This is a genomic window from Bradyrhizobium sp. Pha-3 (assembly GCF_042258615.1).
Taxonomy (GTDB): Bacteria; Pseudomonadota; Alphaproteobacteria; order Rhizobiales; family Xanthobacteraceae; genus Bradyrhizobium.
Genome location: NZ_CP170152.1, coordinates 6,489,102 through 6,505,394, shown reverse-complemented (window position 1 = coordinate 6,505,394; position 16,293 = coordinate 6,489,102). Strand labels below are relative to the sequence as shown.

13 protein-coding genes are annotated in these 16,293 nt (G+C 64.2%); 8 read left to right on the top strand and 5 right to left on the bottom strand.

Annotated elements, in window-relative coordinates; all coding sequences use genetic code 11:
• The first annotated feature begins 53 nt into the window (after positions 1–53).
• The 6 genes from shc to ACE10Z_RS30700 all read left to right on the top strand — a co-directional run bounded on the left by shc (position 54) and on the right by ACE10Z_RS30700 (position 7,247).
• The gene (shc, locus tag ACE10Z_RS30725; protein ID WP_375784112.1) at positions 54–2,015 is read left to right on the top strand and encodes a squalene--hopene cyclase; all 1,962 of its coding nucleotides are present in this window, start codon (positions 54–56) and stop codon (positions 2,013–2,015) included.
• A complete protein-coding gene (locus tag ACE10Z_RS30720) occupies positions 2,012–2,767 on the top strand; it encodes a phosphorylase (protein WP_375784111.1) in 756 nt (251 codons plus the stop codon). Before shc ends, ACE10Z_RS30720 begins: the two co-directional genes overlap by 4 nt.
• Before the next feature lie 400 nt (positions 2,768–3,167).
• On the top strand, positions 3,168–3,812 hold the full coding sequence (locus ACE10Z_RS30715; protein ID WP_375784110.1) for a TetR/AcrR family transcriptional regulator: 645 nt from the start codon (positions 3,168–3,170) through the stop codon (positions 3,810–3,812).
• Positions 3,809–5,497 carry an acyl-CoA dehydrogenase family protein gene (locus ACE10Z_RS30710; RefSeq protein ID WP_375784109.1) on the top strand — a complete coding sequence of 563 codons (1,689 nt, stop codon included), beginning with the start codon at positions 3,809–3,811 and terminating at the stop codon, positions 5,495–5,497. The genes ACE10Z_RS30715 and ACE10Z_RS30710 overlap by 4 nt, the downstream gene beginning before the upstream one ends.
• Positions 5,498–5,508: 11 nt before the next feature.
• Complete coding sequence (locus ACE10Z_RS30705) at positions 5,509–6,351, top strand: class II aldolase/adducin family protein (RefSeq protein WP_375784108.1); 843 nt, start codon at positions 5,509–5,511, stop codon at positions 6,349–6,351.
• Entirely contained in the window at positions 6,348–7,247 is a 900-nt protein-coding gene (locus ACE10Z_RS30700) for a Rossmann-like and DUF2520 domain-containing protein (RefSeq protein ID WP_375784107.1), read from the top strand. The genes ACE10Z_RS30705 and ACE10Z_RS30700 overlap by 4 nt, the downstream gene beginning before the upstream one ends.
• 64 nt (positions 7,248–7,311) lie before the next feature.
• On the opposite strand, the gene hpnH is transcribed toward ACE10Z_RS30700, so the two are convergent.
• Both hpnH and ispH read right to left on the bottom strand, forming a co-directional pair.
• Entirely contained in the window at positions 7,312–8,472 is a 1,161-nt protein-coding gene (hpnH, locus tag ACE10Z_RS30695) for an adenosyl-hopene transferase HpnH (RefSeq protein WP_375784106.1), read from the bottom strand.
• 45 nt (positions 8,473–8,517) lie between these two features.
• Positions 8,518–9,444, bottom strand: coding sequence for a 4-hydroxy-3-methylbut-2-enyl diphosphate reductase (ispH, locus tag ACE10Z_RS30690; RefSeq protein WP_375784105.1), 927 nt, complete (start codon positions 9,442–9,444; stop codon positions 8,518–8,520).
• Positions 9,445–9,895: 451 nt separating this feature from the next.
• Between ispH and ACE10Z_RS30685 the strand changes: the two genes are divergently transcribed.
• Positions 9,896–12,511, top strand: coding sequence for an MMPL family transporter (locus tag ACE10Z_RS30685; RefSeq protein ID WP_375784104.1), 2,616 nt, complete (start codon positions 9,896–9,898; stop codon positions 12,509–12,511).
• A 128-nt stretch (positions 12,512–12,639) separates the two neighbouring features.
• Here ACE10Z_RS30685 and ACE10Z_RS30680 read toward each other — a convergent pair whose 3' ends face one another.
• Positions 12,640–13,296, bottom strand: a complete 657-nt coding sequence (locus tag ACE10Z_RS30680) for a DUF2147 domain-containing protein (protein WP_375784103.1) — start codon at positions 13,294–13,296, stop codon at positions 12,640–12,642.
• Between the two features lie 102 nt (positions 13,297–13,398).
• On the opposite strand from ACE10Z_RS30680, the gene hpnO reads away from it, so the two are divergent.
• Entirely contained in the window at positions 13,399–14,790 is a 1,392-nt protein-coding gene (gene hpnO / locus ACE10Z_RS30675; RefSeq protein WP_375784102.1) for an aminobacteriohopanetriol synthase HpnO, read from the top strand.
• A 102-nt stretch (positions 14,791–14,892) separates the two neighbouring features.
• On the opposite strand, the gene ACE10Z_RS30670 is transcribed toward hpnO, so the two are convergent.
• Positions 14,893–15,657, bottom strand: coding sequence for an anti-sigma factor family protein (locus ACE10Z_RS30670; protein ID WP_375784101.1), 765 nt, complete (start codon positions 15,655–15,657; stop codon positions 14,893–14,895).
• Entirely contained in the window at positions 15,654–16,211 is a 558-nt protein-coding gene (locus ACE10Z_RS30665) for a sigma-70 family RNA polymerase sigma factor (protein ID WP_375784100.1), read from the bottom strand. Before ACE10Z_RS30665 ends, ACE10Z_RS30670 begins: the two co-directional genes overlap by 4 nt.
• Positions 16,212–16,293 lie beyond the last annotated feature (82 nt).

The following is a 16,293-nucleotide window of genomic DNA, read 5'->3' as shown; positions in this document are numbered from 1 at the left end:
GCGGGCCGCGGCTTTCGATCAGCCGGCCCGCATTGAAGAGGACATCGAGCGAAATGCTTTCGAGAGATCACGGCGTCGCAGTTGATCCGGTCGCGCTGGAGAAGAGCATCTCCAAGGCAACCGAAGCGCTGCTCGGCTACCGCCAGTCCGACGGGCATTGGGTGTTCGAGCTCGAGGCCGACAGCACCATTCCGGCCGAGTACATCCTGCTGCGTCACTATCTGGCCGAGCCCGTCGACGCCGCGCTGGAGGCCAAGCTCGGCAACTATCTGCGCCGCGTCCAGGGCGCGCATGGCGGCTGGCCGCTGGTGCATGATGGCCCGTTCGACATGAGCGCCAGCGTGAAGTCGTACTTCGCGCTGAAGATGATCGGCGATTCCGTCGACGCGCCGCACATGGTGCGGGCGCGCGAGGCGATCCGTTCGCGCGGCGGGGCTTCGGGCAGCAACGTGTTCACGCGCTTCCTGCTTGCGCTCTATGGTGTCGTGACCTGGCGCGCGACGCCGGTGCTGCCGATCGAGATCACGCTGCTGCCGATGTGGTCGCCGTTCCACATCAACAAGATCTCCTACTGGGCGCGCACCACCATGGTGCCGCTGATGGTGCTCGCCGCGCTGAAGCCGCGTGCCAAGAATCCGAAGGGCGTCGGCATCGACGAATTGTTCCTGGAGGATCCGAAATCGGTCCGCATGGCGCCGAAGGCGCCGCATCAGAGCGCGAGCTGGTTCTATCTGTTCCGCTCGCTCGACGCCGTGCTGCGCGTGATCGAGCCGATGTTTCCGAAGCGCCTGCGCCAGCGCGCGATCGACGCCGCGCTCGCCTTCACCGAAGAGCGGTTGAACGGCGAAGACGGCATGGGTGCGATCTATCCGCCGATGGCCAACATCGTCATGATGTATGAGGCGCTCGGCAAGGACGAGAATTTCCCGCCGCGCGCCATCACCCGCCGCGGCATCGACAAGCTGCTGGTGGTCGGCGAGCACGAGGCCTATTGCCAGCCCTGCGTCTCGCCGGTGTGGGACACCGCGCTGACCTGTCATGCGCTGCAGGAAGCGGGCGGCGAGGATACGCTCGCCAAGGCCAAGCAGGGGCTCGACTGGCTGAAGCCGCGCCAGGTGCTGGAGCTGAAGGGCGACTGGGCGGTCAAGGCGCCGGGTGTCCGCCCCGGCGGCTGGGCGTTCCAGTACAACAACGATCACTATCCCGATCTCGACGACACCGCTGTGGTCGTGATGGCGATGGACCGCGTGCGGCGCCATAGCGGAACCGAGGAATATGACGAGGCGATCGCGCGCGGCCGCGAGTGGATCGAGGGGCTGCAGAGCCGTGACGGCGGTTGGGCAGCGTTCGACGTCAATAACCTCGAATATTACCTCAACAACATCCCGTTCTCCGATCACGGCGCATTGCTCGATCCGCCGACCGAGGATGTCACGGCGCGCTGCATCTCGATGCTGGGCCAGCTCGGCGAGACCGCCGAGAGCAACAAGGCGATGGCCGACGGTATTGCCTATCTGCGCCGCACCCAGCTGGCCGAGGGCTCCTGGTACGGCCGCTGGGGCCTGAATTACGTCTACGGGACCTGGTCGGTGCTCTGTGCGCTAAATGTCGCAGGGGTCGATCGCAACGACCCGATGATTCGGAAAGCGGTCGATTGGCTGGCGTCGGTCCAGAATCAGGACGGCGGCTGGGGCGAGGACGCCGTCAGCTACCGGCTGGATTACAAGGGTTATGAAGTTGCGCCGTCGACCTCCTCGCAGACGGCATGGGCTTTGCTTGGATTAATGGCGGCCGGAGAGGTCGAAAATCCCGCCGTTGCGCGGGGGGTGGAGTACCTAAAGGCAACACAGACGGAAAAAGGGCTGTGGGACGAGCAGCGATACACAGCTACGGGGTTTCCGCGGGTATTTTACTTGCGATATCATGGCTACTCGAAGTTCTTTCCGCTCTGGGCGCTGGCGCGGTATCGGAATTTGAGAAGCACCAATAGCAGGGTGGTAGGGGTCGGGATGTGATTGTTGAGGCGGGGGCCGCCGAGACCGTGGGCAGTAGAATTGATCCTCGGCCGGTATTGATCGTGACTGGATTGGTGCAGGAGGCCCGTATCGCAGCGGGTCCCGGCATGATCGTGATTTGCAGCTCGAGCGATCCGCAGCAGCTGCGTGAATTGCTGGCGACGCTGGATCCGACGACCTTCCGTGGCGTGATTTCGTTCGGCGTGGCAGGCGGACTCGATCCGTCGCTGAAGTCGGGCGACGTCGTGGTTGCGACGGAAGTGATGTCCGGCGATACCCGTTTCCTGGCAGCATCCGCCCTGAACGAAGAGATGATCGCCAGCGCCGCGCTGAAGCGCCGCAGAATCGTCCGCGGCGGGCTTGCCGGCGTCGAAGAGGTGATCGCGGCGAAGGCCTGCAAGGCCGCGCTGCGCTCGATGACGGGCGCAGCCGCAGTCGACATGGAAAGCCATATCGCGGCAGCCTATGCCGCCAAGGCGGGCGTTCCGTTCGCCGCGCTGCGCGTGATCAGCGATCCCGCGCACCGGGCGCTGCCCGAGCTTGCGAAATCCGCGGTGAAGCCGAACGGCGACATCGACCTGCGCAAGGTGCTGCGCGGCATCGTGCGCAACCCGCGGACGCTGCGGGCGCTGGTGTCGACCGGAATCGATTTCAACCGCGCGTTGCGCTCGCTGCGCAGCTGTCGCAGCTTTCTGCTCGGCAACGACGTGCTGATGCCGGTGGAAGACGTCCTGGTGGCGAAGGCGGCCTGATCCAACTGTCCCGGGCCGGGACGGCGTTGCTCGCCGCACCAGGCTCAAAACAATCAAGCTCAAAAATTCAAAAATAAAGGCCCGATCGCATCGCGATCGGGCCTTTTGCTTTGGTGCCTGATGGTTTGGCTCGAGGCCACACCGGTCCGGGTTCCGTATATCAGCGGGCGATTTGCCGGGCGCGCATTTGCCGGCTTGGGGGCGGGTGACCTCGAAGCCCTGTTCCTGCCTGTGCGAAGCACTGCAAGTCTCCGACGATCATTGGTCCTGCAAACCCGGCCGCGCGTCCGCGGGGGTGTGCGCCGTCCTGCGACCTTGGGCTGCCCCGTGGATGCTTGACAGATACCGCAATCCAATCGAATATGAATTGTGATCCTGTATTCATGAATTAAGGTTCATTATGGCAATCGCCGCGGTTCGCCTCAACCAGCTCGTCGAGACCAAGGCCCGCATTCTGGATGCCGCCCGCGAGGCGGTGGCGTTGAGTGGGTGGAAGGACGCCCAGATCGCCCTGATCGCCTCACGGGCCGGCGTGGCCACGGGCAGCGTGTATCGCTACTTCGACTCGAAGGCGGACCTGTACGCGCAGGTGCTCGCCCTGGTTTCCGAGCGCGAGGTGGCCGTTGTCGCCGCGATCGTCGAGGCGGAGGGATCCGCGTCCCAGTGTCTGGTGGACGCGATCTACACCTTCTCGGTCCGGGCGATGCGCGGCCGCCGTCTGGCCTATGCGTTGATCGCCGAACCCTGTGAGCCCGAGATCGACGCAGCGCGCCTGAAATACCGGGCGGCCCTGGCCGACCAGATCGCAAGGCTGGTCCGGCGCGGCATTGCGAGCGGCGAGTTCGTCGAGATCGATGCGAATGTCGCGGCATCCTGCGTGGCCGGCGCTTTCATGGAGGCGCTGGTTGGTCCGCTGGCGCCCGAAGCAGCCCCGGACTCCGACGCGGCAAAGGCGATCGCTCAGACGATCGCGGGGCTTTCCGCGCGCATGCTGTTTCGCCATCCCGCGCCTGAATTGACACTCGTATCGGGAGCCCTCGCATGAATGCGCGTGTCCAGCCGGTTGCCGTCGCGGAAGCGAAAGCCAGTCCATTTGCGACGCATGAAGTCCGCAATCAGGCGCGGCCGGCCACAGGCTTCAACGCGTTCGATGACGACCGCGCGTTGAGCGCCGTGATCGCAAAGACCGTGCCGTGGGCAAGAGACAAGCTTTCCGCGCTCGGAGCCCATGCCGGCAGCGAAGCTGTGCAGGAGGCTGCGCGGCTTGCCAACGAGCACGAACCGAAGCTCTTGACCCACGACCGGTATGGCAACCGCAATGATTGGGTCGAATTTCATCCGGCGTGGCATCAATTGATGGCGCTGGCGTTCCAGAGCGAGGTCCATAGCCTGGCCTGGTCGACGCGCGAGCCACATGGCCATTTGGCGCGCGCGGCGCTGAGCTATCTCTGGAATCAGATCGAGAACGGGGTCGGTTGCCCGACCGGGATGGCTTACGCCGCGATCGCCGGGTTTGCCGGCAAGCCGCAATTCAGTCTGTGGCGGGAGCGAACGCTGGCGGCGGATTACGATCCGCGCCGGCTTCCGATCGAGGCCAAGCGCGCGGCGGTGATCGGCTATGCGATGACCGAGAAGCAGGGCGGCTCCGATCTGCGTGAAACCCAGACCACCGCACGCTTCGTCGAGCGCGGCGTGCATGGCGAGATCTATGCGATCACCGGCCACAAATGGTTTTTCTCGGTGCCGGTCGCCGACGGCTTCTACACGCTGGCGCGCACCCAATCCGGCGTCAGTTGCCTGTTCGTGCCGCGCCTGCTGCCGGACGGCAGCGCCAACCGCATCCACATTCAGCGCTTGAAGGACAAGTGCGGCAACCGCTCGAACGCGTCGAGCGAGATCGAGTATCACGATACGTGGTCGATCCTGGTCGGTGAGGAAGGCCGCGGCATCGCGGAGATCCTTTCGCATGCGCATTTGACGCGGCTGGATTTTGCGGTTGGCTCCGCCGGTCTGATGCGGCAGGCGTTGAGCCTGGCACTGAACCACGCGCAAACGCGAACCGCGTTCGGCAAACCGATGGCCGAGCTCCCGATGCAGCGCAACGTGCTTGCCGATCTCGCACTCGAGAGCGAGGCGGCGATGCTGGGCGCATTTCGCGTCGCGCGTGCGACCGACGGCCTGCAGACGAGCGAGCACGAGCGGCTGCTGGCGCGGGTCGCGACCCCCGTGGTGAAGTTCTGGAATTGCCAGCGTGCGCCGGCTTTCACCTACGAGTGCCTGCAGGTGCATGGCGGCAACGGCTTCATCATGGAGAATGCGATGGCGCGGCTCTATCGCGAGGCGCCGCTGAACTCGATCTGGGAAGGCACCTCCAACATGATGTGCAAGGACGTGCTGCGGGCCATGCAGCGGGATGCAAATTGCCGGGACGCGTTCGTCGACGAACTGCGTGCGAGCAGGGGCCGCAATGCGGTCTATGACCGGTGCACGGACGACCTCGCGGATCGCTTGCTGGCACGATATCCGGACGACGGGCATGCGAGGGCGCTGGTCACCCGCATGGCACATGCGTTGCAGGCGGCCGAGATGTTGCGGCACGGCGATGCCACCGCGGCCGATCTCTTCGTGCAATCCAGGCTTGGCGCGGACGGGATGCATGTGTTCGGCGCGCTTCCGTCGTCGGAAGGCCTTGGCAAGATCGTCGAACGCGCCTCCGTCATCGGTCACTAGGGTCCAGTCATATGCGTCAGACCGAAGTCTGTGCCGTCAACGATGTCAGGGCGATCGTCGGAGAAGAGGAGTGGGCGATGCGGGTCGATCTCGCGGCGTGCTACCGCCTGGTCGCGCTCTATGGAATGACCGACCTGATCTACAACCACATCAGCGCGCAGGTCCCGGGGCATGACGATCGGTATCTGATCAATCCGTACGGCATGCTCTACGAGGAGATCACGGCGTCGAGCCTCGTCAAGATCGACATCGAGGGCCGGACCTTGCTGCAGCCTGACCACGGCTACAACGTCAACGTGGCCGGCTTCTATCTGCATGCCCCGATCCATCGCGCGCGGCCCGACGTGAAATGCGTTCTGCATACCCACACCCGGGCAGGGACCGCGGTCAGCACGCTTGCCGAAGGGCTGCTTCCGCTGTCGCAGACGGCAATGCGGTTTCACGGGCGGATCGGCTATCACGACTTCGAGGGACCGGCGATCGATCGCGACGAATGCGACCGGGTCGTCGCCGATCTCGGTCGCAACAACGTGCTGGTCTTGCGCAATCACGGCCTGCTGGTCTGTGGCAACACGATTCCGCAGGCGTTCAATGCGATCTACTGGCTGGAGCAGGCCTGCCGGATCCAGGTCGATGCACTCGGCTGCGGCCGGCCGCTGCATGCGCCGACCGAGCTGGCGATCGGCAATACGGTGACCTGCTTTGCCGGCACCGAGATCACGCTGGACAATGAGCGCGACACCAATCCGGTGCTGAACGAAGCGGCGCAAAATCTGCAAGCCGGTTACGGCCTGCTGGAATGGCCGGCGCTGCGGCGCAGGCTCGATCGCATCGACGGGAGCTACGCACAATGAGCACGTCGCCGGCGGCGTTGCGGATCGGCTTCATCGGCGCGGGCCGCGTGGCGCAGACGCTCGCGCCGGCGTTCGCCCGCGCGGATCTGAACGTCGCGGCCTTTTACAACCGCGGCCTCGATGCCGCGCAGCGTCTCGGATCCCGCATCCCGTCGGCACGGCCGATGACCGACGCGCAACAGGTCGTGGACAGCTGCGACATGGTTTTCCTCACGGTGAGCGACGACGCGATCCTGCCGGTCTGCCGCGGTCTGCGCTGGGAGCCGCGTCACCGCGTGGTCCATTGCAGCGGCGCGACCGAACTGGCGGCGCTCGATCAAGCGCGGTCCGCGGGCGCCGCAACCGGCGGATTTCATCCAATGCAGATGTTTGCAGATCCCGACGTCGCGCTTGAGGGGCTGCGCGGATGCACCGTCGGCATTGAGGCTGAAGGCGGCTTCCGGCACGACCTCGAGCGGCTCGCCACCAGCATCGGGTGCGAACCGCTGGCGCTGCCGGCCGGCGTGCGGGCGATCTATCATGCCTCGGCCTACTATGTCGGCCCGTTCCTGATCGCGCTGCTCAAGGAGGGCGTCGAGCTCTGGAAGAGTTTCGGCGCCAGCGAGGCTGATGCGCTGCGCGCCATGATGCCGCTGCTGCGGGGGACGGTCGCGGCCGTTCTCGACGGCGGCCTCGCCAACGGCATGGGTGGCTGCGTGGCGCGCGGCGACGTTGGTACGATCGTCAAGCATCTGCGGGCCCTGGACGAGCGCTTTCCCGCCTCGGGCGCGTTGTATCGCGAACTGGCCCTGCGCAACGTCCCGCTCGGGATCGAGCGTGGCACACTCAGCGCTCCGCGCGCCGCAGAGATCGAACAGCTGCTGCTGCGAACCCGGCAAGAGCAGGCGGCATCCTGATCGAAGAAAAAAGGGCCCCGCTTCGCTGAACCGGGGCCCTTCAACTTTCTGCTCTCCGCTCACATCAGGCGGCGGTGGAAGCCTTCGCTTGCTGCTTGGCAGCGCCGGCCGCCGCCTCGTCGCGGCGGATCTCCGAGAGCTTCTTCTGGACCTGCTCGGCGAAGATGTACTGCGCCGGACGCTGCTTGGACATGTCGATCTCCGGCGCCATCGGGCCAGTGGTCTTGATGCCGCGCAGCGCGACCCACATCGCCTTCAGCGGATTGTTGATCGCAGCGGTCGCCGCGGTCGGCTCGTAACCGCAATGGGCCATACAGTCGGCGCACTTCTCGTACTTGCCCGTGCCGTAGGTCTCCCAATCGGTGGTGTCCATCAGCTCCTTGAAGGTCTTGGCGTAGCCTTCACCGAGCAGATAGCAGGGCTTCTGCCAGCCGAAGATGTTGCGCGCCGGCATGCCCCAGGGCGTGCACTCGTATTCCTGGTTGCCGGCGAGGAAGTCGAGGAACAGGCCGGAATGCATGAAGTTCCACTTCTTGCCCTTGCCGAGCGCAAAGACGTCGCGGAACAGCTTCTTGGTCTTGGTGCGGTTCAGGAAGTGCTCCTGGTCGGGCGCGCGCTCATAGGCGTAACCCGGCGACATCGAGACGCCGACGCCGAGCTCGGTCGTGAAGTCGAGGAATTTTGCGATCTCCTCGGCCGGGTGGCCGTCGAAGATGGTGGCGTTGACGTTGACCGTGAAGCCGCGCGCCTTGGCCGCCTTGATCGCGGAGACGGCGCGATCGAACACGCCCTTCTGCGACACCGCCTTGTCGTGATGGTCCTTCAGGCCGTCGAGATGCACCGAGAAGAACAAATAGGGCGACGGCTCGAACAGATCGAGCTTCTTCTCGAGCAGCAGCGCATTGGTGCACAGCGAGACGAACTTCTTGCGCGCCACGAGGCCGCGCACGATCTCGCCGATCTCCTTGTGGATCAGCGGCTCGCCGCCCGGGATAGCCACCATCGGCGCGCCGCATTCATCGGCGGCGTCCCAGCATTCCTGCGCGGTCATGCGGCGGTTGAGGATCGCGTCGGGATAATCGATCTTGCCGCAGCCGACGCAGGCGAGGTTGCAACGGAACAAGGGTTCCAGCATCAGCACGAGCGGATAGCGTTTGCGGCCAAGCAGCTTCTGCTTGATCAGATAACCGCCGATACGCATTTCCTTGAAGAACGGTATAGCCATTAGACGATTTTCTTTCTGCACTTATCAAAGGGAAGTGGGTTCAGATCAGCCCGCAGTCAGTTCGGCCGGCAGCCGGAATTCGATATTCTCTTCTCGGCCCGGAACGACCGAGACCGACACCGGTCCGATGCGCCGCAGGGCCTCGATGACATCGTCGACCAAAACCTCAGGTGCCGATGCACCCGCCGTAATGCCGACGGCCTTCGCATCCTTCAGCCAATCCGGGTTGAGCTCGCTCCCATCGGCAATGAGATAACTCGCGACACCAACCTCGGTGCCGATCTCACGAAGCCTGTTCGAGTTGGAACTATTGGCGGCCCCCACCACCAAAATGACATCCACCAGCTTACTCAGGTCCCTTACCGCAGATTGGCGGTTCTGTGTCGCATAGCAGATATCCCTGATGTCCGGGCCTTGAATATCTGTAAATTTTGCCTGAAGGGCCGCGATAATGTCCTTGGTGTCGTCCACGGACAGGGTGGTCTGGGTGATATAGGCGACCGGGGTGTCGGTCGGCAGCCGCAATTCCGCCACATCCTGAACGCTCTGGACCAGCAGGACCGGTCCCGGAACCTGGCCCATGGTTCCCTCGACCTCGGGATGGCCGGCATGCCCGATCAGGATCAGGGCGCGGCCCCGCGAGATATAGCGCTTGCCTTGGTTGTGGACCTTGGTGACGAGCGGGCAGGTGGCATTGAGCACGGGCAGGTCGCGGGCCTCCGCCTCCTCCTCGACGCTCCTGGCGACGCCATGGGCGCTGAAGACGGTCACCGCCTTGGCCGGCACTTCCGACAGGTCCTCGACGAAGATCGCGCCCTTCTTCTTCAGGCTTTCGACCACGTATTTGTTGTGAACGATCTCGTGGCGGACATAGACCGGCGGGCCATACTTCTGCAGCGCGCGTTCGACGATTTCGATCGCACGCACAACGCCCGCGCAGAAGCCGCGCGGCTGAGCAAGAAACACTTCCATAGGTCTCCCGTTACGCAAATTGCACCAATCTCGATTCACGCCTGCGGCCATTTCGGCAACGACCCCGCCCGGTCGGACGCCGCAACTTCAGTTGCAATGTCCGCACCATCTCAGGTCCTGCACGTAATCCGCGCCCTCAAGGGCATGGAAATACAGGGATTTGTGGCAAAAAGGTAGCGCTTCGAGCGGTTGGGCGGCAAGTGGGGTGGGAGGTTTGAGGTAATATAGTGTGGATTCCGGATCCTGCGACCGTCCGTCTCCCTCACTTGTTCGTCACTTTATCGCCCACTCCTGCGGTTTATACCGGCCACTCGTGGCCGTTCCTGTGGTTTGGAACTTCCTCGCCATCTCATCGAGGAAGATAACCAAAACAACATTAGATCGGTCCCGGGAACTCCGCTACAGAGCGGGCGTTTTCGGCCATGCTTCCCCGAGATTAGAAAGAAACGAAGTGCTGACAAATATTGTCGTCTCCGTTGTTAGGACCTGTACGCGTTTTGCCCTTCCGGTTGTCATTCTCTCGGTGCTGCTGTCGATCGGCGCCGGCTTCTACACGGCCCGCAACTTCTCGATCAACACCGACATCAACAAGCTGATCTCGCCGGATCTGGATTGGCGCAAGCGGGACAACCAGTTCGAGGAAGCCTTTGATCGCGAGCGGCTGATCCTGGCTGTCGTCGAGGCCGCGACGCCCGAGCTGACCAGCTCCGCGGCGAAGGCGCTCACCGCGAAGCTGCAGGCCGACAAGAAGAACTTCGAGGCGATCACCGCGCTGGGCTCCGGCGAATTCTTCGAGAAGAACGGCTTGCTGTTCCTGCCGACCGAAGAGGTCGGCAAGGTCACGGGCCAGCTCGAATCGGCCGCGCCGCTGATCGAGATCATGGCCGGCGACCCTTCGATTCGCGGACTGACCGGTGCGCTCGAAACCGGCCTTGCCGGCGTCAAGCGCGGACAGGTCAAGCTCGACAATGCCGCTCCGCCCTTCAACCTGATCTCCGAGACCGTCGAGACCGTCCTCGCCAAGGGCAATGCGACCTTCTCCTGGCGCGAGCTCACCAGCGACAAGCCGCTGACCGATTCGGACAAGCGCGCCTTCATCGAGATCAAGCCGATCATCGACTATTCGGCGCTGGAGCCGGGCAAGGACGCAACCGATGCGATCCGGCAGGCGGCGGCCGACCTGAAATTCCCGACCGAGTATCACGCGCGCGTCCGCCTGACCGGACCCGTGCCGATCGCCAACGAGGAATACGCCACCGTGCAGGACGGCGCGATCCGCAACGGCATCGGCACCGTGGTGATCGTGCTGATCATCCTCTGGATGGCGCTGCATTCCGGCAAGATCATCTTCGCGGTGTTCGTGAACCTGTTCATCGGCCTTGCCATCACCACGGCGGTCGGCCTGATGATGGTCGGATCGCTGAACCTGCTTTCGATCGCCTTCGCGGTGCTGTTCGTTGGTCTCGGCGTCGACTTCGGCATTCAGTTCAGCGTCCGCTACCGCTCCGAGCGTTACAAGAACGACAATCTGACGCTTGCGCTGGAAAACGCCGCGCGCCGCTCGGCGGTGCCGCTGTCGCTCGCGGCGATGGCGACCGCCGCCGGCTTCCTGTGCTTCCTGCCGACCGACTACAAGGGCATCTCGGAGCTCGGCAAGATCGCGGGTGCCGGCATGTTGGTGGCCTTCATCACCAGCATCACGGTGCTGCCGGCGCTGCTCGACCTGCTCAATCCGCCCGGCGAGAAGGAGCCGGTCGGCTACGCCTTCCTGGCGCCGCTCGATCACTTCCTCGAAAAGCATCGCGTCCCGATCATCGTCGGCACGATCCTGGTCACGGTCGCGGGCCTGCCGCTGCTGCACTACATGAAGTTCGACTTCAACCCGATCAATCTGCGCAACAAGCACGCGGAATCGATCGCGACCTTCCTCGACCTGAGAAACGATCCGAACACCGGCGCCAACGCCATCAACGTGATGACGCGCTCGGAGGCCGACGCCAAGAAGATCGAGGCCAAGCTCGAGAAGCTGCCGGAAGTGTCGCGCGTGATGTCGCTCGACAGCTTCGTGCCTGATGATCAGCCGGCCAAGCTGAAGCTGATCGCGCAGGCCGCCAAGATGCTCGGACCCGCGCTCAACCCTGACTCGGTCGATCCGGCGCCGTCGGATCAGGAGAACGTCGAGTCGCTGAAGAGCTCGGTCGACAGCCTGCGCAGGACGGCGGGCGACGGCAAGGGGGCGGGCGCGGTTGCCGCGCGCCGGCTGGCCGACGCCCTGCAGAAGCTGGCCGATTCGAACCAGGCCATCCGCGACAAGGCGCAGGACGTCTTCGTCGCGCCGATGAAGATCGTGTTCGACCAGCTCCGCAACACGCTGCAGGCCCAGACCGTCACGCTGCAGAACCTGCCGCCGGAACTGGTCGAGAGCTGGAAGACCAAGGACGGCCTGATGCGTGTCGAGGTCGAGCCGAAGGGCGATCCCAACGACAACGACAATCTGCGCCGCTTTGCCGACGCCGTGCTCGCCGCCGAGCCGACCGCGATCGGCGGACCGGTCTCGATCCTGAAGTCGGGCGATGTCATCGTGAACGCGTTCATCCACGCCGGCATCCTGGCGCTGGTCACGATCGGCCTGTTGCTGTGGCTGACGCTGCGCCGCGTCGTCGACGTGCTGATGACGCTGGTGCCGCTCCTGGTCGCCGGTATCGTCACGCTGGAGATCTGCGTGCTGATCGGACTGCCGCTCAACTTCGCCAACATCGTCGCGCTGCCGCTGTTGCTCGGCGTCGGCGTCGCGTTCAAGATCTACTATGTCACGGCGTGGCGGCAGGGCAGGACAAACCTGCTGCAGTCGAGCCTGACGCGTGCGATCTTTTTCAGCGCGCTGACCACGGCGACCGCGTTCGGCAGCCTGTGGCTGTCCAGTCATCCCGGCACTGCGAGCATGGGCAAGCTGCTTGCGCTCTCGCTCGTCACCACGCTCGCGGCGGTGTTGCTGTTCCAGCCGGCGCTGATGGGCAAGCCGCGCGAAGCCCTCAAGGAAGAGGATATCGCCAACGACGTCACCTGACGCGCAGGCGATCTGCTGTCGGTCCGGCTTGGCGGCAGGCGCCGCCGAGCCGTGATTTCAGGGACGCGCCAACGAAGCACCTAGCAGGGTCGCGCGCGACCGCGTGCGGCGTCGGCAGCTGCCCTCCGTCAATGCGTCGGTCGCGCGATGTCGGGGAGCAGGCAGATATCGCCCACGGTGTCAGCCGACGCATTGGCGTTGCCTGGGGCATTGGCTGCCTGCTTTTGACCCGGCCTGGTGGCAGGCGCCACGGCGCCGGTGGTCTTTTGCGGCGCTGCCGATTTGGGCAGGGCGCCCTTCGCAGCGGGGCTGCCTGCGGCAGGAGGGTTGCCGGCGACGCTGACCGGGATCGGCGGACCGACGCGGGTCCAGGTCTCGCCGCCGCACAGGAAGCCGAGCACGCAGCCCTGGATCTCGAGTTGATCGGTACTGACGGGCTTGATGGTCGAGCTGTAGAGCTGGCCGTCCTTCGCGTTGTAGACTTGGCCTTCCCACGCGTCGGCACCGGCCTTCTTCTTCATGTCGATCAGGATCGGCATGCCGAGCGTCGGCCTGCTTTGCTTCGCCGGATCGGGATTGTTCTTATCCTTGCCGCCGGGGGTTTTTTCCCAGGACACCGCACCCCACATGCTGCCATTACACTGGGCGACGCGGATGGTGGCGACACCGTCTGCGACCTTCCAGTCGCCGGTCGGGTCCGCTGCAAGTGCCGGTGATAATACGGTGGCCAAAAATAAACCTGAAAAGGCTATTGTACGCGCGAAAGTTCTTGGGCAGTGCAACATGGTCCAAACCTGTGCTTAACTAGACGATCCGAGCGGGGGTCAAAACGCCGCTAGCGAGCGTTTTAAGTTGACGAGATGGCCATCAACCGACGTATGTAACGAATGGTAAGTTCCAATTTAGACGTTTCCGAGATTTTTGTGGAGCGCGAGGGGCAGCGCGGTGCCATGCACACGCGTCACCTCAACGAGCAGCTCGTTCGCGTCCTCAAGACCATCGGCTACGACGTCGGCTTCCAAAAGGGGCAAGGCCAATACCTCTTCGATCGTCAGGGGGCTCGTTACCTCGATCTATTGAGCGGATTTGGCGTTTTTGCGATTGGTCGCAATCATCCGGACCTGCGCAAGGCGCTGAAGAGCGTGCTCGACGCCGATCTGCCGAATCTCGTGCAACTCGACGTCTCGACGCTCGCCGGCGTGCTCGCGGAACGGCTTTTGGAATATGTCCCATATCTGGACAAGGTGTTTTTCGCCAATTCCGGTGCCGAAACCGTCGAAGCGGCGATCAAGTTCGCGCGCGGCGCGACCGGCCGTCCCGGTATCGTCTATTGCGGGCATTCGTTCCACGGCCTGTCCTACGGCGCGCTGTCGCTGACCGATGATTCGAATTTCCGCAGCGGCTTCGAGCCGCTGCTGCCGGGCTGCACCCCGATCCCGTTCAACGACCTCGAAGCGCTCGAAAAAGCGCTGTCGTCGCGCCAGGTTGGCGCTTTCATCGTCGAGCCGATCCAGGGCAAGGGCGTCAACATGCCCACCGACGAGTTCCTGCCCGGCGCGCTGGCGCTGTGCCGCAAATACGGCACGCTGTTCATCGCCGACGAGATCCAGACCGGCATCGGCCGCACCGGTAAGTTCCTTGCGATCGAGCACTGGGGCATCGAGCCCGACATGGTGCTGCTGGCGAAGGCGCTCTCCGGCGGCCACGTGCCGATCGGCGCGCTGCTGACGCGCAAGAGCATCTTCGACAAGATCTTCAACCAGATGGACCGCGCCGTCGTGCACGGTTCGACCTTCGCCAAGAACGATCTGGCGATGGCCGCCGGCATCGCGACGCTCGATGTCATCAAGGCCGAGAAGCTCGTCGAGAACGCCGCCAAACGTGGCGCCGAGCTCCGCCTCGCGCTGACCCGCATGGTGCCGGGCTATGAACTGATGAAGGAAGTCCGCGGCAAGGGCCTGATGATCGGCGTCGAGTTCGGGCCGCCGAAATCGCTGCGGCTCAAGGCGTCGTGGAACCTGCTTGAGACCGCCAACAAGGGTCTGTTCTGCCAGCTGATCACGGTGCCGCTGTTCAAGGATCACAAGATCCTGACCCAGGTCGCCGGCCACGGCCTCCACACCATCAAGCTGCTGCCGCCGCTCATGATCACCGAAGAGGACTGCAGCTGGATCGAGAAGTCGTTCGACGACGTGATCGCCGGCAGTCACAAGGTCCCCGGCGCGATCTGGTCGCTCGGCAAGACGCTGGTCGACAATGCGGTGCGCAAGTCGGCGTAAGCTCGCATCCGTAGCCCGGATGAAGCGAAGCGACATCCGGGGTTCTCGATCCTTGCGAGACCGTTCCCGGATTTCGCTGCGCTGCATCCGGGCTACAAGGTCTCACCCTTCCTTGTTCGCGTGCATCGCGCTCTCGAACTTGTCGCCGAACTCGGTCAGCTCGTCGGCGCCGAGATCGCTGACCGCCCAGTAATTCAGGCCGCGGTCGCTCCAGCGCCGGATGTTGAAGCCCTGCAGCGTCGAGATCTTCGCGGTCTTCCGTTCGGTGCTCGCGGTCTGCGCCACGAACAGGTTGATGACGTGCTGACGCCGCTTGTAGACCACGGCGCCGATCTCGCGGGCGTTGACGTAGTCGAGCCGGCCGCCGATCAGCGTAAAGCCCTGCGCGGTGAGATCGATCACCGGCGGCGAGACGTCTAGCTTGCCGTTGAACCAAGGCTTGACCGTATGCTGATCGGTCGAGACCACGTCGATGAGGTGGCCGGCCTGCAACGAGCGCAGATGCGCAGACACCACCTCGTTCTCGATGCGCTGCTCGTCGTCATTGCGCAGCACGATCGCGACGAGGCCGGTCGCCGCCATCGCCGACACCGCAGAGCCCATCGCGAAGCCGCGCAGCACCGAGCGCCGGGTCGGCGCCGCCTGCGGCTGCGGCAACGCCTTCTCGATCTTGCGGCGCAGCTCCAGCGGCGCCTTGTAGCGCACGTCGCTCTCGGCGATCGCCTGGCGGATCTCCTGATATTCCTTCATGAGAGCGGCGCAATGCGCGCACCCCTCGACATGGGCTTCCACTTCGCGCGCATGGCCGGCATCGAGTTCGCCGTCGATCAGCGCGTGGATCAGCACTTCGGCTTCCTCGCAGTTCATTTCACTTGCTCCTGTTCCGCGAGCCAGGCCGATCGCAGCATGGCGCGGGCGCGTGCGAGGCGGGACATCACGGTGCCGACAGGCACGGCGGCGACATCGGCGATCTCGCGGTAAGAAAGATTCTGGATTTCCCTGAGCACAAAGGTCTCGCGGAACGGCTCGGCGAGCGCCGCGATCAGCTTGCGCACGGTGTCGCCGTCGAAACGGCGCAGCAGCAGCTTTTCCGGCGTCTCCGGCGCCTCGTTCCAAATCGGGGTCTGATCGCCGCCCTCGGGCAGCTCCTCGACCGCGGTTGGGGCGGTCTTGCGGCGGGCATATTCGGCGCGGCAGACATTGCGCAGGATCGCGAACAGCCACGGCTTCATCGCGGGTCCACGGTAGCTGTCGAAATGCTTGTAGGCGCGCAGATAGCATTCCTGCACAGCATCCTCGGCGTCGGCGGCATCGCGCAGCAAATAGCGCGCCAGGGTATAGGCGTCGTCAAGGTACGGCAGCGCCGTTTCGCGGAAGCGCCGCGCCTTTTCGGGATCGTCTTGCGACGCGTTGACAACCATCGTGTCCTGCCCGGCATGTCGAGAGACGGCTTGTGCCCGGCCGGGGGCGGAGGGCCACCGGCCGGGCATGGTTGTGATTGTA